Consider the following 21,981-nt stretch of genomic DNA (forward strand, 5'->3'; position numbering starts at 1 on the left):
CCAGTCCCTGGGTGCGAGGCCACTCACTTCCGATACATCTTCACTGAAAGCACTCCAGGCCGGATCCCGAAAGGACGGATCCGGGAACGCTCTCTTCATTTTCGTGAGCATGGCAGCGCCTTCCCATCCCAAGTGTAAACAGCGTCAGGCCAGAACCCGTTGGCCATACAGTAAGACCGACAAGAGTCACAAAGGCTTTCTCCCCTCACGCGTCCGGGCTTGCTGTCTCCGCCTGTATCAGCACAGCGAACGTAATCGTCGGTGCAGGACTTCCTGACACGCTCGGATTCCTCCTTCCGCGTCTCCTCCCCCGCTCCAGGTGGAGGCAGCGGGTTCGGCTTCCGGGGCCGGGGCGGCTTCATCAACTCCACCTGCTCGCACGCCGCCGCCGAGCCGCGCTTGCATTGGCAATCCACCGTGCTGACGCAGCCCGGCCCGGGCCCAGGGCCCAGGGATTGACGGAGCTGTCGCGGGCCGCCTGCGCAGCCCGCGAGCGCTCCGCACAACGACAGCGCGAGGCCTAATCGCAGACCTGCTCCGTGGCGTGCGTGGTGGCGCGGGGGCTCCAGCCCTCGTTGCCGTCCTTCTCGAAGTAGAACTTCGCGCGCGTGCGCTGCCGCGTGCCCACTTCGTTCAGCGTGTTCGCGTCGTACAGCCGGCCGTTCACCATCGTGTAGCGCACCGTGCGGCTGTTCGAGATGTCCTCCAGCGGGTTCCTGTCCAGCACCACCAGGTCCGCCAGCTTCCCCACCTCCAGCGAGCCCAGGTCCTTGTCCATGCCCAGGTGGCGCGCGCCGTTGAGCGTGCCCACGCGCAAGGCCTGCATCGGCGTCATGCCGCCCTGCACGAACATCGCCAGCTCCCAGTGCGCCGCCAGGCCCTCCCGCTGACCGTGCGCGCCCAACTGCACGCTCACCCCCAGGTCGTTCAGCTCCTTCGCCGCGCGAGCCACGTTCTGGTGGTTGAACTCCTCGTCCGGAATCATCACGCGGCGCCGGGAGCGCCCGTCCACCACGCGCCGGGGCACGAATGACAGCAGGCGCGTGTCCTCCCAGACGTTCGTCTTCTGGTACCAGTAGTTCTCCCCCATGAGCCCGCCGTAGGCCACGCCCAGCGTCGGCGTGTAGTCCACCTGCGTGCCCTTCCAGAGCTGGCGCACGTCGTCGTAGATGCGCGCCACCGGCAGCGAGTGCTCCAGCCCCGTGTGGCCGTCCACCACCATGGTCAGGTTGTGCTGGAGCAGCGAGCCGCCCTCGGGCACCACCAGCATGTCCAGCTCGCGCGCCGCCTGGAGCACCTTCTGCCGCTGGTCGCGCCGGGGCTGGTTGTAGCTCTTCACGCTGAACGCGCCCAACGCCTTCATCCGCCGCAGGTGCCGGCGCGCGTCGTCCAGCGTGTCGATCTCCACGTGCGCGTCCGCGCTCGCCGCGCCGTACAAGATGGTGCCCGTGGAGAAGATGCGCGGCGACGTCAGCATCCCCGCCTTGCCCAGCTCGCTGGCGGCGAAGATGGTCTCCGAGTGGTTGGACGGGTCGTGCAGCGTCGTCACCCCGAACGCCAGCGACGCCGCCTGCACCCAGCTCTGCTCCGGCATCAGCCCGTCCACGCCCATGGGCCCGTGCCAGTGCACGTCAATCAGGCCCGGCATCAGCGTCTTGCCCTTCACGTCCACCACCTTCGCGGACGCGGGCACGTTCACCTTCCCCACCGGGCCCAGCGCCACGATGCGGTTGCCCTTCACCACCACCACGCCCTCCTCCACCACCTGCTCGCCCTTCATCGTGACCAGCCGCCCGCCCACCAGCGCCAGCGTCCCCTCCGGCACGTCCGACTTCTGGGAGAACGCCACGTCCACCCCGTCCGCCTCCGGCGGCGGCAGCGCCTTTGGAGAGCCGTCCATGAACGTGAACGCGTCCTTCAGCGCCCGCGTGTAGAGCCTGGACCCCAGCGCCCAGTGCAGCGACAGCCGCGCGTCCGTACCGGACCAGTGCAGGTACTCGCCCGCGTCACGGCTCACCTGCGTCACCGGCATCGCCTTGGTGGACGGCCCCACCCGCGCCTCCTTCGCGCCACGCACGAAGGGCGTCACGTAGGCGTTGAAGTCCTCGCGGAAGGCCACCCACCGGTCGTCCGGCGACACGCGCATCTCCAGCGCGCCGCCGCTCGTCAGGTGCGTGCGCGGCTCGCCCCCGTCCAGCCCGATGCTGCGCAGCGTGCGCACGTCCTCCACGTCCTTGGACTCCACATGCAGGAAGTACACGCGGTCCGACTTCGCGCCGAAGTGCGGCTGCTCCCCGTCCCGCGTCAGCTTGCGCGCCACGCCCCCGCCGGTGGACGGCACCACGAACAGCCCCGTCTCCCGGCTCCACGTGCCCGGCATCAGGTAGCCGTCGCCCGTGGTCCGGTACACCACCCACCTGCCATCCGGGCTGAGCGCGGGCTCCACGTAGAAGCCCGGCTGCGCCGTCACCACGCGGCCCTCGCCGCCCGTGGCCGCCACCACGCGCACAGCGCCCAGCGCGTCGTCGTCCCACGTCGTGTAGACGATGGAGCGCCCGTCCCGGGAGAACGATGGGTAGAACTCCAGGTGCTCGTTCTGCCGCGTCAGCCGCCGCGGCGTCCCGGACGGCAGGTCCTTCACGTACAGCTTGCCCAGCGCCTGGTACACCAGCCTCCTGCCATCCGGTGACACCTGCATCCAGCGCAGCATCTTCACGTCGAAGCGGTCCGGCGCCACGGACCGCGTGCCCTTCACCGCCGCGAACACCGTGCGCTCGCCCTTCACGTGGAAGGGGATGGGCGTCACCTTCTTCGTCGCCACGTCGATGCGGTGCAGCGTCCCGCCCGCCCAGAACACCAGCGACTTGTTGTCCGGCGTCCACGCCATCACCGGGGAGACGCCGTGGATGGCCCACGTCTCCTGCATGTCCCGGTCGAGCCCGTCATACAACGGCCGCTCCGCGCCGGACTTCACGTCCGCCACGTACAGCACGCTCTTGCCGCGCACGCGCCGCACGAACGCCAACTGCTTGCCGTCCCGCGACGGCGTGGGCCGGATGGAGCCGCCCGGGCCGGTGACGAAGGGCTCCACCTCCTTCGTGTCCAGGTCCAGCCGCTGGATGGCGTAGAGCTCCTTGTTCGGGTCCTTGTCGTACTCGAACGACTTGCCCGGCGTGACGTCCTGGCTGAAGTAGACGTAGCGGCCGTCCGGGGAGAACGCGGGTTCGCCCAGGTCCTTCTGGTCGTTGGCGCGCTCGGTGAGCTTCACGCCTTCGCCGCCCGCGCGGTGGTACATCCACACCTCGCCCGCGCCCAGCGAGCGCCGGCCGGTGAAGTGCTTTCGCGCCACCAGGAACTGCCCGTCCGGGCTCCACGCCGGGCTGTTGAGCAGGCGGAACTTCTCCTGCGTCACCGCGCGCGGGTTCCCGCCGTCGCGGTCCATCACCCAGACGTTGTCCCCACCGCCCCGGTCGCTGGTGAACGCGATGGACCTCCCGTCCGGGCTGTAGCGCGGCTGCATGTCCCACGCGGCGCCGGACGTCAGCGCGCGCGCCTCGCCGCCCGCGATGGGCAGCGCGTAGAGGTCGCCCAACAGGTCGAAGACGATTTCGTCCCCGCGCGGGCTCACGTCCACGTTCATCCACGTGCCCTCGCGCACGTCGATGGGCACCTGGCTGCTGGCCACGCCCGGGGGCGCGTCCACCTTCCACGCGTCCTTCTTCGCGTCCGGCGGCTCCGGGGTGGCGACGGGGGCCAGGGTGCCGCCGTCGCCCTCGCTCGCCCGGGCGGCCTCGCGCGCGGTGTCCTTGGGGGCAGGCGGCCTGGGCGGTTCCTGCGGGGGCGCTTCGCCCTGCCCTGGGGGTGCGGGCACGGGCGCACCGGCGGGCTTGGGCAGGGGCTGCGCCGCCAGGAGCAGGCCTGGGACGAGCAGCGCGAAGCAGAGGGAGGAGAGGGGTCGGTTCACCGGAAGTGTCCTCGGGGAAGACGCGGGGCGCGGCATCCTGCCAGGATGCGCGGGCTCGCAGGGCGCCCGTGAACTCGCGGCCGGGCAGGCGTGTTCCTGGGCGCGGCGTGCCGCGGTGCGTTCCCCCAGCGCGGTCCGAATCTGCTACTGCCTCCAGCCCATGTCGGACTTCAGTCTTCCCATGGATCCAGAGGGGCGGCGCGAGACGCTCTCCGTGCTGTTCACCGAGGCAGTGCCCCACAACCACGCGCTCGGGCTGCGGCTGGAGGCGGTGGGGGCCACGGACGCGACGGTGGTGATGCCCTACGCGGACGTGCTCGTCGGCAACCCGGAGACGGGGGTGGTGGCGGGCGGCGCGGTGACCACGCTCATCGACGCGGCGAGCGGCGCGGCGGTGATGGCGGCGCTGAACGCGTTCGCGGCCATCGTCACGCTGGACCTGAGAATCGACTACCTGCGCCCCGCGCGCCCGGGCCTGCCGCTGACCGCGCAGGCCGAGTGCTACAAGGTCACCCGCATGGTCGCCTTCGTGCGCGCGCGGGTGCACCAGGGCGACCCGGCGACGCCGGTGGCCTCGTCGCAGGGCACCTTCATGCGGGTGGAGGGCTGATGAGCACGCCTTCGCTTCCCCTCGCGGACCTGGTGCGCCAGGTGCGCCAGTCGCGCGAGTACCCGCGCCTCACGGACGCCATCCCCTACACGCGCTTCATGGGCATTGGGGTGGAGAACCTGGCCGGCGAGATGCTCTGCCGCATGCGCTACGCGCCGCACCTCATCGGCAACAGCATCCTGCCCGCGCTGCACGGCGGCACGCTGGGGGCGCTCCTGGAGTCGAGCGCCATCTTCGAGCTGCTGCTCCAGACGGACACCGAGCGCGTGCCCAAGGTCATCTCCACCACGGTGGACTTCCTGCGCTCGGGCAAGGCGCAGGACACCTTCGCGAAGGCGTTCATCACGCGGCAGGGGCGGCGCGTGGCCAACGTGCGCATGGAGGCCTGGCAGGACGACCGCACGCGGCCCATCGCCAGCGCGCACGCGCTGTTCCTGCTGTCGGAGCCGTGAGGCCGCGGGGCCTGGGGGGACGCTAACCGTCCACCACGATGCGGTACGTGCGGCGCTTGCCGTCGCCGCCCCAGATGATGAGCGTGGTGGTCCCCTTCGCCAGCGCGGAGACCTCCACGCCGTCCTTCCCGGTCGTCTTCACGTCCGCGACGGACGGGTCGCCCAGCGCCACGCGGCTCATCCCCGGCACCGTGAGCACCTGCTTCGCGCCCTTCTTCAGGGTGAGCGTCTCGTCCGCGGCAGGAAGCTCCTTCGCGTCCGCGGCGCGAGCCGCCGGCTCCCTGGCCCCCGCGGGCAGGGCGCTGAGCAGCAGGGTTCCCAACGTCAGGGTCACGAAGCGTGAAGCCATGGATGCGACCTCCGGGCGACTCCGGGGAGCCGGAGCTGTCCCACTGTCCCATGCGTGGGCATCCGACGTCTCCTGAGAGCCCCCGCGCTGCGGCCACAGACGTTGTTACAGCGTGGTTCCCATTTCTACAGGGTCCCTGACGGGTCCATCAGTGGACAGCGTGCACGGGGACACGGTGGATTGCCTTGGGGTCCGCCGGGTGGAGGACAGGGGTTCCCGTCCGGGGTCGCGGTGGGGGCGCGGCAGTGAACGCGAGCGCGCGTCACGGGGGAGCGGCACGTCGCCTGCTAGCTCACGGGAGCGAGACCGACGCGGAGACCCCCATGAGCGAGCGCGAGTCGATGAAGCTGCGGGAGCTGAAGGAAGTCGCCCATGCGCTGTACCAGCGGGGGAGGTACGCGCAGTGCGTGGAAACGTACGCGCAGCTCGCCAAGCGGCTGCCACGCGACGCGAATGTGCGCGTCCGGCTGGCGGAGGCGTGCCGCCGCGCGGGGCAGAAGGCGCAAGCGATCGCCGCCTACCGTGAAGCCGCGCAGGTGCTGTTGTCACTGGGTTGCGAGTCCCGCGCGCGGGGCGCGCTGAAGGCCGCGCTGGAGTTGGACCCACGAGACCCGACGTTGCAGTTGGAGGTGGTGCGGATGGGACAGGGCGCGGTGACGCCGACGGCGATGGAGGACGAGGAGCTCTACCGCTTCGACCGGCTGCCTCCGCCGACGCCGCCGCCCGCGCGGATGCGCAGCGTGCCGCCGCCTCCGCCGCCGCCCTTCGTGCTCAACGCCGCGCAGGAGACGGACGCATCGCGAGGTCTTCCGGTGGCGCCCCCCATCGCGCCGGTGAACGTGCGTGGAGCGCCGGGAGTGATGCCGGGGCCGGGACGGCAGGCGGTGCTGCCCCATCCGCGCCCTGTCGCACCGGCGCGGGACTCCGCGACGGAGACGATGTCGCGCTCGATGTCGCAGGTGGCGTCGCGCGCGCCGGAGGCCGAGCCGTTGCCGAAGGTCATCGTGTCGATGTCCGCGTTCGGGGATCCGCCGGCGGCTGGCGCCGCGCGGCCGGCAGGCCCTACGCCTCCGGGCATCACGCCGGTCGCGGTGGAAAGGAACGTGCCCCAGAAGGCCCTGCCGGCCGTGCCGCTGGGCCTGCCCGCGCTGCCGCGGAGTCCTCCGCGCGTGCCGCCCACGGTGAGTCCTGCACTGACTCCGGAGCGCCCCACGGTGAAGGTCATCGCGCTGCTGAACCGCGCGTCCGAGCCCCAGCCGACGCCGCCTCCGGCCGCGGTGATGCCCTACAAGCCGGAGATGCGCCGCCTGGCGCCGAACGTGGTGGCCCTGCGCGTGTCGCCGCAGGCACGCTGGGTCATCATCCGTTCGCAGAGCGACCTGGAGGTGAGCCGTTCGGAGGAGCTTCCTGGCGAGCCCGCCGCCGCGCATTGAGGCGTGGGTGGGTGGGCGGCCATCCCGCGCCTCCGCCTTTGTCTGACATTGCATGCTCAAATGACTCTCACGGGGCGTCCCAGACTCCGGAGAGGGCTTCCGCATGCAACGCTGGTGGTTGATTCCGTTGGGGGTCGTGCTGCTGACGGGCTGTGGCGGCGTCACGCGAGCGGTGCGTCTGGAAACAGGCAGGGGTGCACCCATCGTGGTCACTCCTTCCTCGGGCGGCACGCCGGTGGAAGTGGACGAGGAGGACTTCGAGGAAGCCGTCGCGGTGCTGGCCCAGGCCGTGCGTCCGGCTCCGCGGCCTCAGGATGCGGCACGGCGTCTCTGGCAGGTGGAGCCGCGCAGTGGTTCGTATCTCCATGACCCGCGCGGCCGCAAGGATTGGCACCACATCGTCGAGCAGACCCCGGGCAACGTGCAGCGGTTCGGCCCCCAGGCCCTTCACAACACCGAGAACGTCATCCCGCTGGACAAGCGCCTGCACACGGATGTCAGTGGCCTCTACTCCTCGATTCGCCGTGCGATCACACAGTCGAATCTACAAACCGTGCGACAGTGGTTGAGCACGCAGTCCTACGAGGCCCAACGCGAGTTCGGCCTGATCGCCATCGAGAACGTGCGGAAGGGAGTCTGGTGATGACGTTGCAGGAGCTGGTCGAGCAGGTCGCGAAGCACGTCGCCGCGCAGACCGACGCCATCCACCGAGGCGACCCCAGGACCGGAAACAAGCACGCCAGGAAGTACGGGGCCGCGCTCGATCAACTCATGGCCCATGGCGATGCCGGGCGGGACGCGCTCCTGGTGCTGTTCAAGCACGAGCGCACGGATGTCCGTGCCGCGGCAGCGGCCCAACTGCTCCGCTACCGGACGGAGGAAGCCACCGCCGTCCTGGAGATGGCAGCGAAAGAGGGAGGCATCGGCGCTATCGACGCCATCATGGCCCTCAAGCACTGGAGGGAAGGCACCTGGTCCCTGGACCCGGCATAGCCCTGGCCTACATGGACACGGACTTGGCCGGGTCGATGAGGCTCTGGAGCGGATCCGTGGCCTCCGCGGTCTCCTGCTCCACGTCCGGCTCGGAGGCGCGGACCTGCGCCTCGCAGTGGTTGCTCTTCCGGTTCTGATGGCAGTGGCGGATGCCGTACACGTGATGGCACCCGCAAGGATCCACGCGCTTCTTGGCGCACAGCGACGGATTGAACACCGGAGCCGCCGTCATCTCCACCGGCCCCGCCTGCAACGCCACCGCCAGCACCATCCCCGTCAAAAACCCCATCGCCCACCCCCTTGATGCACGCTGCAGAAATGGGAATGCCGATCCGCCGCCGCAACCCCCAGGCTTGTCTGAATGCCACTCCGTGCACTCCCGGCCGTTCCTTGCGTCCACCCCACGGGGTTTGCGCTCGACGCGCGCCAGGCAGGCAGCCAATCGTGTGTCCGGAAACCGGCACCGTCAGGGATGCAGGAGGGCTTCGTCCCTGCCGCGGGTTCACCCACCTGGGGGATTCACCATGAGCTGGAAGCAACACCTGGAAAAGGTCTCCGAGGCCCACTACGTCCTGCCGCGCACCAAGACCATGCGCGTGCACGCGGACCTGTTCCTCTCCGACAAGCTCCTCTGGGGGGAGGAAGGCAACCCGGAAGCCCCCCCGCTGGAAGACGCCGTCTTCGATCAGGTCGTCAACGCCGCCACCTTCCCCGGCGTCACCCGCGTCGCCGTCACGCCCGACTGTCACGTGGGCTATGGCGTCCCCATCGGCACCATCGTGGAGACGGACGGCACCCTGCTGCCCACCGCCGCCGGCTACGACATCGGCTGCGGCATGGTCCAGCTTCAGACCTCCCTCACCATGGAGGACGTCGCCGACCCCGCGAAGCGCCGCCAGTGGATCGACGAGGTGACCGACCGCATCGCCGTGGGCGTGGGCGCCACCCGGGCGCGCAAGCAGCGCCGGCTCAGCGAACCCACCCTCAGGGAGGTCCTGCGCCACGGCGCCAAGGCCCTGGGCCGCAGCCGCTCCGTCACCGAGCGCGACTTCATCCCCGTGGAGGACACCGGCGTGTCCATCCCCGAGCGCGCCTTCGACAAGCGCGGGCAGTTGGGCAGCCTGGGCGGCGGCAACCACTTCACCGAGATGCAGGTGGATGAGACGGGCCGCGTCTGGGTGATGCTCCACACCGGCAGCCGGGGCTTCGGCTGGAACATCGCGAAGCACTTCTTCGTGGCGGGCGCCGCGCAGTTGGGCCTCAAGAGCCACAGCGAGGACTTCGTCTGGCTGGACGCGGACAGCGCCCTGGGCCGCAGCTACTGGAACCTGCACAACATGGCGGCCAACTTCGCCGTGGCCAACCGGCTGCTCATCGGCGAGGCCGTGTGCGAGGCGCTCGAGGACGTGTTCGGCGGCACCGCGAACATCTACTACGAGATCAGCCACAACCTCATCCAGCGCGAGGGCGGCAGGTTCGTCGCGCGCAAGGGCGCCACGCGGGCCTTCCCCGCCGGCCACCCGGCCCTCAAGGGCACGACGTGGGAGGCCACCGGGCACCCCATCCTCATCCCGGGCTCCATGGAGACGGGCAGCGCCATCCTCTTCGCGCAAGCGGGGGCGGAGCAGTCCATCTACTCGGTGAACCACGGCGCCGGCCGGCGGATGTCCCGCGCCGCCGCGCGCCGGCAGCTCCAGCAGGAGGAGACGGACCGGCGCATGGCGGAGGCCGGCATCCTGCTCAACACCCGCACCACGCCGCTGGACGAGTCCGGGCCCTGCTACAAGAACCTGGATGATGTCCTGGAGACGGTGGAGCAGGCCGGACTCGCCCGGGTGGCCCACCGCCTCAAGCCGGTGGCCTGCATCAAGGGCGCGGACTGACGGGGTAGGACTCGTGGGGGAGGCCGGGCGGCGCTAGAGTGGGCGCCAGCCTGGAGCCCCACCCATGCCCCCGTCCCCCACCCCCTCCCGGGAAGCCGAACTGGCGCGCGCCGAAGCCGACATGGCCCGGCTGGAAGCACAGCTCGCCGAACAGGTGGCCCGCGCCGCCGCTGAAGCCGCCGCGTTGAGCGAGCGGCTCGTCCGCATGCGCCAGGCCCTGGCCCGGCCGGAGCATGCCGGGGACTCGCGCCTGTCCCAGTGGGCCCTGCGCCTGGAGGACACCGAGTCCCCCGAGCCGTCCCCGGAGCTCGCGCGCCTGCGGGAGAAGGCCCTGGACGCGCGCGAGGCCGCGCTGGACACGCGCCGCCAGGCCGGGCTGGACCTCCAGTCCGCGCTGCGCGTGCAGCAGGAGGACGCCGCCCGGGTGGAGAAGGCGCTGACGTCCGCCGAGTCCGACCTGAAGCGCGTGGAGGACGCCGCCAAGGCCCGAGCGGAGGCCGAGGCGAAGGCCCGCCGCGCGGCGGAGGCGGAGACCCAGAAGGTCGTCCCGCCCGCGGCCCTGCGGCCGTCCCAGGAGAAGCTGCCGACCGAGGCGCCGACGCGCGCGGAGCGGCTCCCGGCGCGCGCGCCCGTGGCCGTCACTCCGGCGAAGAGCGACGCGCGCAAGGCGGGCCGGGTGCGGATGCACACGACCATCGACACGCGCAGTGACTCCAACTTCTTCACCGGCTTCTCGATGGACATCAGCGAGGGCGGCATCTTCATCGCCACGGTGGAGGCGGTGCCGCGCGGCACGCCGGTGGAGCTGGACTTCACGCTGCCGGGGGGCCGGCCGCTGACGGTGAACGGCGTGGTGCGCTGGGCGCGCGACGGCAACGACCGCACCCCGGACCTGATGCCGGGCGTGGGCGTGCAGTTCACCACGCTGCCGCCGGAGGTGGCGCACGCCATCTCGTCGTTCGTGGCGACGCGCGACCCGATGTTCTACCCGGACTGAGGGGCCCGGGTGCCCCAGGGGCGCAGGGGCGTGAGGAGCACGACCAGCAATCCCCACACGATCGGCCCCTGTAACACGCGTGACACTCGTCGACAGGTGCCTTCTCCGGCCCTTCGGCCAATGCTATGCGCATCCCAGTAATTCAATTTTAACTTGTAAAAATTGACTTCACTGGGAGCACATCTTGAAGCCTTCTTCCCTCCTCGTGTCCCTGGCCCTGGCCGGCGTGCTGTCCGCCTGCGGTCCTGGCGAGGTGCCTGAACCCCAGCATCTGGGAAGCACCACGGCGGCCCTGGACTGCGCCGCGCTCAGCAAGCCCGTGTATCACCGGGTGCGGCCGTCCACGGGCGACGGCCTCCTCACCCTCAACGCGAACGAGGCCGCCAACGCGGCCACCACCTACGGCTACACCGACGACCTGGGCACGCCCTTCAAGGCCGCGAGCTCCTCCGGCACCGGCCTGTCCCCCGTCTACCGGCTCTACAGCCCCAGCCGCCTCGAGCACATCGTCACCATCGACGCGACCGAGCGCTCGAACCTCATCGCCTCCGGCTTCACCACCGACGAGGGCGTTGGCTTCTATGCGTCCAAGACGGCGGACGCGTGCCTCGTGCCCGTCTACCGCTTCGACAACCCGGGCCTGAAGAAACACCGCCACGCCGTCACCCAGGCGGAGCGCGACGCGCTCACCGCCGCGGGCTGGACCAACGAGGGCATCCAGTTCTACGCCGCGCCCACCACGGTGGACACGAAGTTCACCTTCGTCGTCATCCCCGACACCCAGCAGGAGACGGTCTACGCCCCCACCCGGCTCACCCAGCGCATGCAGTGGATCGCCGACAACAAGACGGCCCAGGACATCCGCTTCGTGATGCACACCGGAGACCTGCTGGACTGGGACACGCCCGACCACCTCCACTACCAGCGCGCCAGTGATTCGTATCAGGTGCTCGACGCCGCGCAGATTCCCTACGCCATCGCCCTGGGCAACCACGACACGGCGGCCGTGTGCCAGGGCGGCAGCGCGTGCCCCGGCGACGTCAACGCCAACCTGCGCAACACCACCACCTTCAACACCTACTTCCCGCTGTCCCGCTTCAAGGCCCTGGGCGGCGTGTTCGAGTCCGGCAAGTGTGACAACGCCTACCACACGTTCAACGCGGGCGGCCTGAACTGGCTGGTGTTGAACCTGGAGCTGTGGGCCCGCACGAACGCCGTGAACTGGGCGAAGACCGTGCTGGCCCAGTACCCCCGGCACAACGTCATCATCATCACCCACTCGCACCTGAACAGCAGCGGCGGCATCGAGCAGTCCAACGGCGGCTACGGCAACAACAGCCCCCAGTACGTGTTCGACAACCTCATCAAGCAGTACGCCAACGTGCGCTTCGTCTTCTCCGGCCACGTGGGCAACGCCGCCTACCGCACCGACACCGGCGTGAACGGCAACACCGTCTACCAGATGCTCAACACGTTCCACGACGGCACCACCAATCCGACGCGGCTCGTGGAGGTGGACACCGCCGCCAACACCATCAGCACGCGCGTCTACGCGCCGCTGACGAACACGGAGCGGGCGGACGGCGTGAAGGCGTACAGCAACGTGAACTGGGTGCGCTGAACAGGCACCCCGGATGAGACACGCGAGCCCGCTTCCCCGTCGGAGAAGCGGGCTCCGTCACCTGACCACATCCGTGGGGACACGTCAGACGCGGACCTGGACCTGTCAGAGCCCGCTGGCCAGCCGCCCCCCGGGGCCGCCATTCGTCACCCGGGTGGGGTCCCTGGCGGTGGACATCCGGGCTTCCGGCATGCCGGCGGGGCAATCCCTATCTTACCGGCGCCATCCGTCGGATACCGGACCGGCCCCCGTGGCAGGGGGTGAAACACGGGTCCTGTCTCTGGCAGGAAGCAAGACAACCCATGAGGGGGTGGGACCGCGTCCCCCCTGAAGGAGTCCCTGTCACATGAGCACCATCCTCCGGACCCCACCCCTCGCCGGGGGCCGTCCCCCTCGCTGGGATTCACGCCGCCGCGCCCCGGCGGCCTCCGCGGCCCTTCCCCCCGTGGAGAAGGTCAACCTGGCCCACGCCTCCACCGACCTGCCGGCGCCTGGCATTGCCCGGCCCGTGGGCATGCTCCACGGCCAGCCCGTGCACCTGGTGCGGCTGACGGGCACCGGCCCCTGGTGCCGGCACGTCACCGGCGATGCCCTGTTCTTCGTCACCCGGGGCACCCTGCGCGTGGAGCTGCGCGAGCGCACCGTGGACCTGGAGGAAGGCGAGCTGCTCATCGTCCCCCGCGGCGTCGAGCACCGCCCCGTCGCTGACGCGGAGGCGCTGGTGCTGATGTCCGCTCCACCGCTCGCGGGTGACGCGGACGGGCGGCCTCCCGCTCCCTGAGGGGTGTCCCGCCGCCCCCCGGGCGGGCGAGCCCTCGTCCTGGCCGGGCGCGGTGATTCCTCCCAGCGAGCCCACGGCGCACTTTTGCCCTGAACGAACGGAAGGAGGCTTCCCGCGTCGGTCCAACCGCCGCCGGACGGCCGCCGCCTTTCACGAGGAGCAGGAGCCGCCATGCGCATCCACCACCTGAACTGCACCACGATGTGCCCGCCCGGCCGGCGGCTCATGGATGGACGGCGCGGCTTCACCGGCCCGGCGGCGCTCACCTGCCACTGTCTGGCGTTGGAGACGCCGCGCGGCCTGGTGCTGGTGGACACCGGCTTTGGTCTCCATGACGTGTACGCGCCCCGCGTGCGGCTCAACAGCCTGTTCCGCGACGTGCTCTGCCGCCCCGCCCTGGCGGAGGAATCCACCGCCATCCGCCAGCTCGAACGCCTGGGCTTCCAGGCCAGCGACGTGCGCGACATCGTCCTCACGCACCTGGACTTCGACCATGCGGGCGGCCTGGATGACTTCCCCCACGCGCGCGTGCACGTGCTGGCGGAGGAGTACCGCGTGGCCACCGCGCAGCGGACCTGGCTGGACCGCGCGCGCTTCCGCCCGCAGCAGTGGTCCCAGGAGACGCGCTGGGAGACCTACGTCCCGAACCGGGGCGAAGGCTGGTTCGGCTTCGACTGCGTGCGCGAGCTCACCGGGCTGCCGCCGGAAATCCTGCTGGTGCCGCTCGTGGGCCACACGCTGGGACACGCGGGCGTGGCCATCGACACCGGGGACCGGTGGCTGCTGCACGCGGGCGACGCGTACTTCTACCACGGCGAGATGGACCTGGACCGCTACCGGTGCACCTCCGGCCTGCGCGCCTACCAGAAGCTGATGCAGAAGGACGGGTGGATGCGCTGGTACAACCTGCGCCGGCTGCGCGAGCTGGTGCAGCGCCACGGCGAACAGGTGACGGTGTTCTGCGCGCACGACTCGCTGGAGTTCGAGCGGCTGGAGGAGCGCGAGAAGCTGCCCGCGGACTTCCCCATCCAGCCCGGCCTCGTCGCCCCCGTGCCTTCGCTGCACCTGTAGCGGGCGTCACCGAGGGAGCGGATGCGACCGCGCCACCGGCGCCTCCTCCACCGGCCGGGGCACGCGCGGCAGGTCCACCGTGAAGGTGGCGCCCCGCCCCGGCACGCTCTCCAGGCGGATGACGCCGCCGTGCGCCTCCACCAACTGGCGGGCGATGTAGAGCCCCAGCCCGTAGCCGGCCTTCGTCCGCGCGGCGCGCTCCCGCTCGAAGCGCTCGAAGACGCGGCGCTGGGCCTCCGGCGGGATGCCCACGCCCTCGTCGCGCACCCGCAGCCGCGAGTGGTCCGCGTCCAGCGCCGACACCGTCACCGTCACCGGGTGGCCCCGGCCGAACTTCAGCGCGTTGGACAGGAGGTTGGTCACCACCCGGTCCAGGCGGATGCGGTCCCACTGCCCCACCTGCCCCTCCTCCACCTCCAGCCGCAGGTCGCAGCCCGCCTCCACCGCGGCCTCCGCGAAGCGCTCCACCACCTCGCGCGCCAGCTCCCCCAGGTCCATGGGCGCCGCGTCCAGCAGCCGCTTGCCGGAGGACAGCCGGGACAAATCCAGCAGGTTGTGCAGCAGTTGGCCCAGCCGCTGCGCCTGCCCGCGCGCCACCACCAACCCCTGACGCACCGCCTCGCCGTTTCCAGCCGCCTGCGAGCGCTGCACCTTGCTGAGCAGCAATTGCAGCGCTTGCAAGGGATTGCCCAGGTCATGCGCGGTGACGGCGATGAGGTCCACCGCCTCGCGCGCCTCGCGCAGGAGCCGCGTGTTCTCCAGGGCCAGCGCCGCGCGGCCCGCCAACTCCTCCACCAGCACCTGGTCCACCTGCGTGAAGCGGCGGTGGCCCCGGGCCGTCAGCAGCACGAAGGCGCCCAGCGTGTCGCTGCCCGCGCGCAGGGGCACCACCATGGAGGACCCGATGGCGACGCGCTCGATGAGCAGCCGGTGCTCGTCCGTCTCCGCGGAGGCCGCCAGGTCGTCCGTCTCCACGTCCACGTCCATCCGCGAGCGCCCGGTGCGCATCACCTCCCAGACGACCGGCGGCATGCCCGGGCGGGGCGGGAACCGCCGCAGGGCCTCCCACAGGCTCGCCTCGCGCTCGGGCTGCACGTGCGTCACCGCCCGGGGCCGCAGCTCGCCCGCGGGCGTGAGCAGGTAGAGGATGCAGCCGTCCGCCACCTCCGGCACCAGCAGCCGCGCCACCTCCGCCGCCGTCAGGTCCGGGTCCAGCGACTGGTGGAAGACGCGGCCGGCCTCCGCGAGCAGCTCCTGCACCCGCTCCTGGCGCCGCTGCTCGGTGATGTCGCGCGTCACCACGGAGAAGCCCTGGGGCTCGCCGTCCTCGCCGTGCAGCGCGGTGAAGGACACCTCCGCCCAGAAGCGCGAGCCGTCCTTGCGCTGCCGCCAGCCCTCCGTGCGCAGCCGCCCCTCCTGGAGGGCCCGCGACAGGTCCCGCTCCGGCCTGCCCGCCGCCGCCTCCTCGGACGTGTAGAAGACGGAGTGGGGCCGGCCCAGGATCTCCATCTCCCCCCAGCCCTTGATGCGCTCGGCGCCCGGGTTCCAACTGGCCACCCGCCCGCGCGTGTCCAGCAGCACCAGGGCGTAGTCACGCACGCCCTCCACCAGCGCCTGGAAGCGGTGCGCGCTGGCCGCCGCCTCGCGCCGCAGCGGGTGGAGCCGGCGGTGGAGCACCCACGCCAGCACCCCCGCCACCGTCAGCCCCAGCAGGGAGGCCAGCAGCAGCAGCGCCGTCTCCCACCGGTCCACCCGCGCCGCGGACCGGTTCTCCACGGCCAGCCGCTCCTGCACCTTGCGCTCCAGGTGAGCCTGCGCCTCGCGCACCTCCCCATGGGCCCGGGCGAGCCGCTCGTGCGCCAGCCTCTGCTCCTGGGGCGTGGAGGCGGCCACGAGCGCGCGCAGGGCCGCCTCGTGCGCCTGCTCCGCGGTGCGCACCTCCCACACCAGCGCCTCGTCCTCGGGCGTATCCAGCCGCGCGGCCAGCCGGTCCGCGGTGTCCAGGAAGCGCCGCCGCGCCGGGGCCGTGTCCCGGGAGAGCGACTGCCCTCCCGCCAGCAGCGCGCTGTTGGCCAGGGACACCTTGTCGCCGAAGGCCCGCCCCAGAAGCCCCACCTCCTGCAGGTCCAGGGAGCGCTCCATCACCCGCGACCGCACGGAGGCGCGCGTGAGCAGGAGCGTCCCCACGGCCAGGACCAGCAGGACGAGCGCCACCAGGAGGCTCGCCCCGAGCCCCCACCCGTTCTCCTGTCGCGCGCGCCTGGGACCTGCCGCCATGCGTCCCTTCCCCGCTGGACGCACTCCATTCGCGCCTCCGCGTCCGTTCACGGTGGGGCCCTCCCTTCCTCGCGCCCACCCCCCTCCCCGGCCCGTCCGGTGTCCACCAGTGCGCGCCTCGCCGGCGGACAGGGTGGGACAGTGACGCCTTTCCGACCGCGGGAGGCCCACCAGGGCGTGCCGCCGCTTCGCGGGGAGAGGGCCGCTCCCCACCCTTGCCCCCAGGTCCGGGGACAGGTGGGGCCTTCACGGGCGGCGGGAACGGGGCATGGGGCGGACGGGCGGGTGGCTGGGGTGGCTGTGGCTCCTGGGGCTGTGGGCGGCGTGCGGCCGGACGCTGCCGGAGGAAACAACCCCCTCCCGCCTGGCCTGGCGGCCCCCGCCCCTCTGCGTGCCCATGACGTGCGAGTCCCAGGGGCTGGACTGCGGCTACGCCATCGACGGGTGCGGCGGCACGCTCCACTGCGGCGAGTGCTCCGAGGACCAGGCCTGCGGCGGGGGCGGCGTGCCCAACGTCTGCGGCCCCCGGCCCTGCGTCCCCAGCACCTGCGCGGCGCGGGGCGCCACCTGCGGGCCGCTCCCGGATGGCTGCGGCGGCGTGCTCGACTGCGGCACCTGCGCGACCCCGGAGGTCTGCGGCGGCGCCGGGGTGCCCAACGCCTGCGGGCCTCCGGCGTGCGTCCCCACCACCTGCGAGGCGCTGGGCAAGGACTGCGGCCAGGTGGCGGACGGCTGCGGCGGCGTCCTGGACTGTGGCGCCTGCGGGCCGGACGAGACGTGCGGCGGAGGCGGCACCGCCAACGTGTGCGGCCGCGCGCCGTGCGTCCCCACCACCTGCGAGGCGCTGGGCAAGGACTGCGGCGCCGTGTCCGACGGCTGCGGCGGCGTCCTGGAGTGCGGCGCCTGCGGCGAGGGGCGCACCTGCGGCGCGGGCGGCGTGGCCAACGTGTGCGCCGCGTCGCCGTGCCAGCCGGGCACCTGCGCCGCGCTGGGGAAGAGCTGCGGCGAGGTGCTGGACGGCTGCGGCGGCGTCCTGGAGTGCGGCGCCTGCCAGGCCGACGCGACGTGCGGCGGCGCGGGGGAGGCCAACGTCTGCGGCGCCGGCACCTGCGTGCCCACGACCTGCGCGGCCCAGGGCGCGAACTGCGGCCGCGTGTCGGACGGCTGCGGCGCGGTGCTGGAGTGCGGCGGCTGCCTCGCGTCCGAGACCTGCGGCGGCGCGGGCGTGCCCCACGTCTGCGGCAAGGCCGCGTGCACGCCGGCCACCTGCGAGGCGCTGGGCAGGGACTGCGGCCGGGTCGCGGACGGCTGCGGCGGCACCCTGGAGTGCGGCGCGTGCGGCGAGGGGCTCACCTGCGGCGGGGGCGGCGTGCCCAACGTCTGCGCGGTCCCGGGGTGCCGGCCGGCCACCTGCGGCTTCCTGGGCGCGACGTGCGGCGCGGTGGCGGACGGCTGCGGCGGCACGCTCGACTGCGGCGCGTGCGCGGCGCCGGAGACCTGCGGCGGCACGGGCGTCCCGAACGTCTGCGCGCCTCCGGAGCCCGTCTGCGTGGACCGGGACCTGGGCAGCGCGCTGCCGGTGTCGCTGAAGGGCTCCACCGTGGAGGCCCGGGACGACCACGCCGCCTCCTGCGGGGGCGCGGGCGCTCCGGACCGGGGCTACCTGTGGACGGCGCCCCGGGCCGGCACCTTCACCTTCGACACGGCCCGCTCCGCGGTGCGGTCCGTCATCGCCGTGTACGCGGACGGCTGCGGCGGCGAGGAGCTGGCGTGCGCCACCGGCGGCATCAGCTACGGCGGCGGGGCCCGGGTGGCGGTGACGCTGACGCAGGACCAGCGGGTCCTGGTGACGGTGGACGCCGTCGCTGGCGACGCCTTCACCCAGGGCTCCTTCGAGCTGCACATCGACGAGCTGCGCGCCACCGAGGCCGGCGCCTGCTTCGACGGCATGGACAACGACGGGGACCGCTGGGTGGACTGCGCGGACACCGAGTGCCGCGACGAGCCCCGCTGCAAGGGCCAGGGCTGCGCCCACCACGACCTGGGCAGCGCCCTGCCCGTCACCTTCCAGGGAGAGACGGCCCTCTCCGGCGACGGCTTCCAGGGCACCTGCGGCGCGCTGCTCCAGCAGGACCGCGCCCACCTGTGGACGGCGCCCCGGGCCGGCACCTTCGTCTTCGACACCTCGCCCGGCAACGACCCGGACGCGGGCGGCCACGCCCTGTACCTCCTCACCGGCTGCCGGGGCACGGAGCTGGGCTGCTCCGCGCACCCACACCCCACCACAAAGGGCGCCCCGGCGCTGAAGCTCACCCTGGCCCAGGGGCAGTCCGTGCTGGTGGTGGTGGACGGCATGGCCCGGCCGGACCAGGACACCCCCATCCGCTACACCCTCCACGTCAGCGAGTGGGTGTCCTCCGAGGCCGGCCACTGCCACGACGGCGCGGACAACGACGCGGATGGCCGGGCGGACGACGCGGACCCCGACTGCGGCGGACGTTGACGCGTCGTGCCACAACCGGCGCTCCACACCCACCTTCTCAGTCCATGTGAGGTGCTACGCAACTGATCGACGGCCGTTGCGATAATCCCGGCAAGTCGTTCGCAGCCCCTTTCCTTCATTCCTCGAACTCCGACGAGGGAGCCCCACATGAGCTTCATCGACCGCGCCCGCAGTGCCGTCACCAACACCCTCCGCCACGTCCAGCAGGACCCCATCAAGGCGGCGAAGGACATCGGGACGCAGGCGAAGAAGGGCTACGACACCTTCACGAAGGTGAAGACGGCCGTGAAGGACGGCTTCGACAACGTCAAGAGCCTGAAGACGGACGGCTTCAAGGCGACGCTGAAGGGCAACGTCGACAAGATGGTCTCCAAGGCCATGGACCCGAAGACCAAGCTCGACCTCAAGGGCAAGCTGGGCATCGCGGGCAAGGCCTTCGGCACCATCACCAGCGCCGCGAAGCTGGTGGGCCAGGCGGGCACGGCCATCAGCGACGTGCGCAACGCCGTGCGCTCCGGCAGCAGCGAGGACTGGAACAAGGCGCTGGGCTCCGTCGCCACCGCGGGCAAGACCGCGGTCAGCACCGTCAAGGGCGGCCTGGAGATTGCCCGCGACGTGAACAAGTTCGGCAGCGCGTACAAGGCCGCCAGCAGCGCCTTCAAGGCCGCGGTCCCGGGCGCCGGCCCCAAGCTGGCCCGCGCCGCCGCCGGTGCCGCCGCCAAGGCCGCCTTCGAGGGTGGCGCTTCCTCCGCCATCAAGAGCGGCGTGCGCTCCGCGCTGAAGACCGCCGTCAGCGAGAGCGGCGTGGCCCTGAAGGCCGTCACCGGCACCGCGACCCGCGCCGCCGCCAAGGCCGCGCTGGCCGAGGGTGGCAAGGCCGCCGCCAAGGCCGGTGCGACCGCCGCCGCCCGCGCCGCCGGGGGCACCCTGGCCAAGGCCGCCGGCCGCTTCGCCCCGGGCGCGAACATCGCCATCGCCGCCTTCGACACGGCGAACGCGGTCTCCACCCTGCGCGACCCGAACGCCAGCACCACCGCGAAGGTCACGGGCGTCATCACCGCCGTGGGCTCCATCGCCGCCGCCACCAACATCCCGGTGGTCAGCCAGGTGGGCGCCGCCGTCTCCGCCGTCTCCAGCTTCGTCGGCGGCCTGTTCGGCTAGAAGCCGGTGAAGTGACGCAACGGCCCCGGGCGGAGAACGCCCGGGGATGTCCCCGGGGGGTCCTTTTCTGGTAGGCACCGTGGCCGTGTGAGACGCGCACGCTTCAATCCCCTCTGGGACCACGGTCGCTACCTGCCAGGAGGCCCTCCGGTGGCCACGAAGAAGACCCCCCCCGCGAAGCCCGCCGCCCCCGCCGCCAAGGCGCCCGGCACGGCCCCCGCCCCGGCGAAGCCGGCGAAGTCCGCCGCCGCCCCATCCCAGTCCCCGGCCACTCCCAAGCCCCCGGAAGCGCCCGCCGCCCCGGCGCAGGCCCCCGTGCACCAGTTGGTGCAGCGGCTGCCGGTGGCGCCCGGCCTGGGCCACCAGGCGGACCTGCCGGAGGTGAAGGCCCCGTCGCTGGAGAACCTGAACATCCGCGTGCCCCAGGGCGAGGACCTCACGGAGGAGGACCTGCTGGAGCGCTTCCACGAGCTGGCCCGCGCGAAGGCGCAGGTCCGCGAGCGCGCGGAGGGCGAGGCGCTGGCCATGGGCGACGACGTCCGGCTGGACATCCTGGGCTACGCCAACGGCCGCCTCATCCCGCTGAGCACCCGCATGGGCTACTGGATGGAGCTGGCCCCCCAGGTGATGCTGCCCGGCTTCGCGGAGGTCATCGCGGAGGCCAGCGTGGGTGACAGCGTGGAGGTGGGGCTGGTGCTGCCGGACAACTACCCGGCGGAGCAGCTCCGCGGCATGCCGGCGCGCTTCCTGGTGGACGTGCGCGCCGCGCGCGAGGTGCGCATGCCCGACACGGAGTCGGACGCGTTCCTCCAGCAGTTGGGCCGCGGCTCCACCCACGAGGAGGTCATGAGCTCCATCGTGGAGGAGCTGGAGGGCGAGATGGCCGACATGCTCTGGGTGGACGCGCGCAACCGGGCGCTGGACGAAATCGTCGCCCGCGCCGGCGTCACCGTGCCCAAGCCGCTGGTGGACGAGGAGATCCGCCGCCGCTGGCACCAGGCGGAGGGCGAGGTGCTGGCCCAGAAGTTCTTCAGCCTGGAGGAGCAGCAGGAGGCGCTGGACGGCTGGCTGCACCACCCGGGCATCCGCGACGACGTGGAGCGCCGCCTCAAGATCGCCCTGGTGCTCCGCGCCATCGCGCAGCGGGACAAGCTCCAGCTCACGCCGCAGTACGCGCTGGAGCTGCTCAAGGAGTCCTCGGAGCCCTTCGGCATCACCGAGGCCCAACTGCGCGAGTCCATGCTGGACCCGGCCGCGTCCGCGCAGATGATGGACGTCGCGTGGCACCTGCTCGCCGTGGAGCACGTGATGACGCAGGCGAAGGTCACCTTCGAGGGCGCCGAGGCGGCGCTCGCCTGAGGGGCCCGGCTACCCCGCCGGGTTCTTGGGCGCGGGCTGCGGCTGCCCGGGCGCGATGAAGGCCCCGGTCGCGGGGTCGACCTGCCAGGCCGAGTACTGGTGCGTGAGCACGTCGCGCACCTGCCCCTGCTCGTAGCAGACCGAGTACACGACGAAGACCTCGTTGATGAAGTTGGGCCGGCCGTAGCGGTAGCAGTCCTGGTCGCCCTTCTTCTGGAGCGTGAGCGGGTGGCCCAGCAGGCCCCCCACCTCCTGGGTCGTCATCCCCGCGCGCAGCACCTTGATGCCGTGCGGCGTGACGACGGAGAAGGACGTCCCGTTGGCGCGCCAGAGGCCCACGAAGCCCAGGGCCAGCACCACCGGCACCGCCGCAGCCACGAACCAGGTGAAGGTGAAGCGGTGGGACTTCTTCTGGGACCCTTCGCGGAAGGCCGTGAACAGGGCGTCCGGGGACGTGTCCGCCGGGGCGCCGTCCGGGGTGACCGGGAAGGGGGGGTTGGGAGTGCTCACCCTTCTTGAATGCCGTC

The 21,981-nt window shown here is 72.0% G+C and carries 18 protein-coding genes; 13 read left to right on the forward strand and 5 right to left on the reverse strand.

The features are described 5' to 3' along the window. Window positions 1-520: 520 nt before the first annotated feature. Complete coding sequence (locus K8612_RS28615) at window positions 521-3,964, reverse strand: amidohydrolase family protein (RefSeq protein ID WP_223764599.1); 3,444 nt, start codon at window positions 3,962-3,964, stop codon at window positions 521-523. 181 nt (window positions 3,965-4,145) lie between these two features. On the opposite strand from K8612_RS28615, the gene K8612_RS28620 reads away from it, so the two are divergent. After that, complete coding sequence (locus K8612_RS28620; protein ID WP_223744729.1) at window positions 4,146-4,574, forward strand: PaaI family thioesterase; 429 nt, start codon at window positions 4,146-4,148, stop codon at window positions 4,572-4,574. Further along, window positions 4,574-5,026, forward strand: a complete 453-nt coding sequence (locus K8612_RS28625) for a PaaI family thioesterase (RefSeq protein WP_223744728.1) — start codon at window positions 4,574-4,576, stop codon at window positions 5,024-5,026. The genes K8612_RS28620 and K8612_RS28625 overlap by 1 nt, the downstream gene beginning before the upstream one ends. Window positions 5,027-5,048: 22 nt before the next feature. Here the strand turns inward: K8612_RS28625 and K8612_RS28630 are convergent, their stop codons facing one another. After that, window positions 5,049-5,375 carry a pilus assembly protein N-terminal domain-containing protein gene (locus K8612_RS28630; protein WP_223744727.1) on the reverse strand — a complete coding sequence of 109 codons (327 nt, stop codon included), beginning with the start codon at window positions 5,373-5,375 and terminating at the stop codon, window positions 5,049-5,051. Between the two features lie 245 nt (window positions 5,376-5,620). Here K8612_RS28630 and K8612_RS28635 point away from each other — a divergent pair, with 245 nt between their 5' ends. The 3 genes from K8612_RS28635 (at window position 5,621) to K8612_RS28645 (ending at window position 7,801) form a co-directional block, all read left to right on the forward strand. After that, on the forward strand, window positions 5,621-6,808 hold the full coding sequence (locus K8612_RS28635) for a BTAD domain-containing putative transcriptional regulator (RefSeq protein ID WP_223764600.1): 1,188 nt from the start codon (window positions 5,621-5,623) through the stop codon (window positions 6,806-6,808). A 103-nt stretch (window positions 6,809-6,911) separates the two neighbouring features. Continuing rightward, window positions 6,912-7,451 (forward strand): hypothetical protein, encoded by a 540-nt coding sequence (locus tag K8612_RS28640; protein ID WP_223764601.1) that lies wholly within the window; start codon window positions 6,912-6,914, stop codon window positions 7,449-7,451. Next, window positions 7,451-7,801, forward strand: a complete 351-nt coding sequence (locus K8612_RS28645) for a DUF2019 domain-containing protein (protein WP_223764602.1) — start codon at window positions 7,451-7,453, stop codon at window positions 7,799-7,801. Before K8612_RS28640 ends, K8612_RS28645 begins: the two co-directional genes overlap by 1 nt. A gap of 7 nt (window positions 7,802-7,808) precedes the next feature. Here K8612_RS28645 and K8612_RS28650 read toward each other — a convergent pair whose 3' ends face one another. After that, entirely contained in the window at window positions 7,809-8,090 is a 282-nt protein-coding gene (locus K8612_RS28650) for a hypothetical protein (protein ID WP_223764603.1), read from the reverse strand. A 235-nt stretch (window positions 8,091-8,325) separates the two neighbouring features. Between K8612_RS28650 and K8612_RS28655 the strand changes: the two genes are divergently transcribed. From K8612_RS28655 to K8612_RS28675, 5 genes are all read left to right on the forward strand, one after another. Beyond that, window positions 8,326-9,684, forward strand: coding sequence for an RtcB family protein (locus K8612_RS28655; protein ID WP_223744723.1), 1,359 nt, complete (start codon window positions 8,326-8,328; stop codon window positions 9,682-9,684). A 64-nt stretch (window positions 9,685-9,748) separates the two neighbouring features. Beyond that, window positions 9,749-10,681 (forward strand): TIGR02266 family protein, encoded by a 933-nt coding sequence (locus K8612_RS28660; protein ID WP_223764604.1) that lies wholly within the window; start codon window positions 9,749-9,751, stop codon window positions 10,679-10,681. A 184-nt stretch (window positions 10,682-10,865) separates the two neighbouring features. Then, window positions 10,866-12,302 (forward strand): metallophosphoesterase, encoded by a 1,437-nt coding sequence (locus K8612_RS28665; RefSeq protein WP_223764605.1) that lies wholly within the window; start codon window positions 10,866-10,868, stop codon window positions 12,300-12,302. A 346-nt stretch (window positions 12,303-12,648) separates the two neighbouring features. Continuing rightward, window positions 12,649-13,083 carry a cupin domain-containing protein gene (locus K8612_RS28670; RefSeq protein WP_223764606.1) on the forward strand — a complete coding sequence of 145 codons (435 nt, stop codon included), beginning with the start codon at window positions 12,649-12,651 and terminating at the stop codon, window positions 13,081-13,083. A gap of 171 nt (window positions 13,084-13,254) precedes the next feature. After that, window positions 13,255-14,154, forward strand: coding sequence for an MBL fold metallo-hydrolase (locus tag K8612_RS28675; protein WP_223744719.1), 900 nt, complete (start codon window positions 13,255-13,257; stop codon window positions 14,152-14,154). A 6-nt stretch (window positions 14,155-14,160) separates the two neighbouring features. On the opposite strand, the gene K8612_RS28685 is transcribed toward K8612_RS28675, so the two are convergent. After that, window positions 14,161-16,431, reverse strand: coding sequence for an ATP-binding protein (locus K8612_RS28685; RefSeq protein WP_255672322.1), 2,271 nt, complete (start codon window positions 16,429-16,431; stop codon window positions 14,161-14,163). A 268-nt stretch (window positions 16,432-16,699) separates the two neighbouring features. Between K8612_RS28685 and K8612_RS28690 the strand changes: the two genes are divergently transcribed. The 3 genes from K8612_RS28690 to K8612_RS28700 all read left to right on the forward strand — a co-directional run bounded on the left by K8612_RS28690 (window position 16,700) and on the right by K8612_RS28700 (window position 21,454). After that, window positions 16,700-18,934 (forward strand): tryptophan synthase alpha chain, encoded by a 2,235-nt coding sequence (locus K8612_RS28690; protein ID WP_223764607.1) that lies wholly within the window; start codon window positions 16,700-16,702, stop codon window positions 18,932-18,934. A gap of 147 nt (window positions 18,935-19,081) precedes the next feature. Beyond that, window positions 19,082-20,095: a hypothetical protein gene (locus tag K8612_RS28695; protein ID WP_223764608.1), complete on the forward strand. Its 1,014-nt coding sequence runs from the start codon at window positions 19,082-19,084 to the stop codon at window positions 20,093-20,095. A 150-nt stretch (window positions 20,096-20,245) separates the two neighbouring features. Continuing rightward, window positions 20,246-21,454, forward strand: a complete 1,209-nt coding sequence (locus K8612_RS28700) for a peptidylprolyl isomerase (protein ID WP_223764609.1) — start codon at window positions 20,246-20,248, stop codon at window positions 21,452-21,454. A 9-nt stretch (window positions 21,455-21,463) separates the two neighbouring features. Here K8612_RS28700 and K8612_RS28705 read toward each other — a convergent pair whose 3' ends face one another. Continuing rightward, a complete protein-coding gene (locus K8612_RS28705; protein ID WP_223764610.1) occupies window positions 21,464-21,964 on the reverse strand; it encodes a hypothetical protein in 501 nt (166 codons plus the stop codon). Window positions 21,965-21,981: the final 17 nt, after the last annotated feature.

The sequence above is a fragment of the Corallococcus sp. AS-1-6 genome (genome assembly GCF_020037015.1).
GTDB lineage: Bacteria > Myxococcota > Myxococcia > Myxococcales > Myxococcaceae > Corallococcus.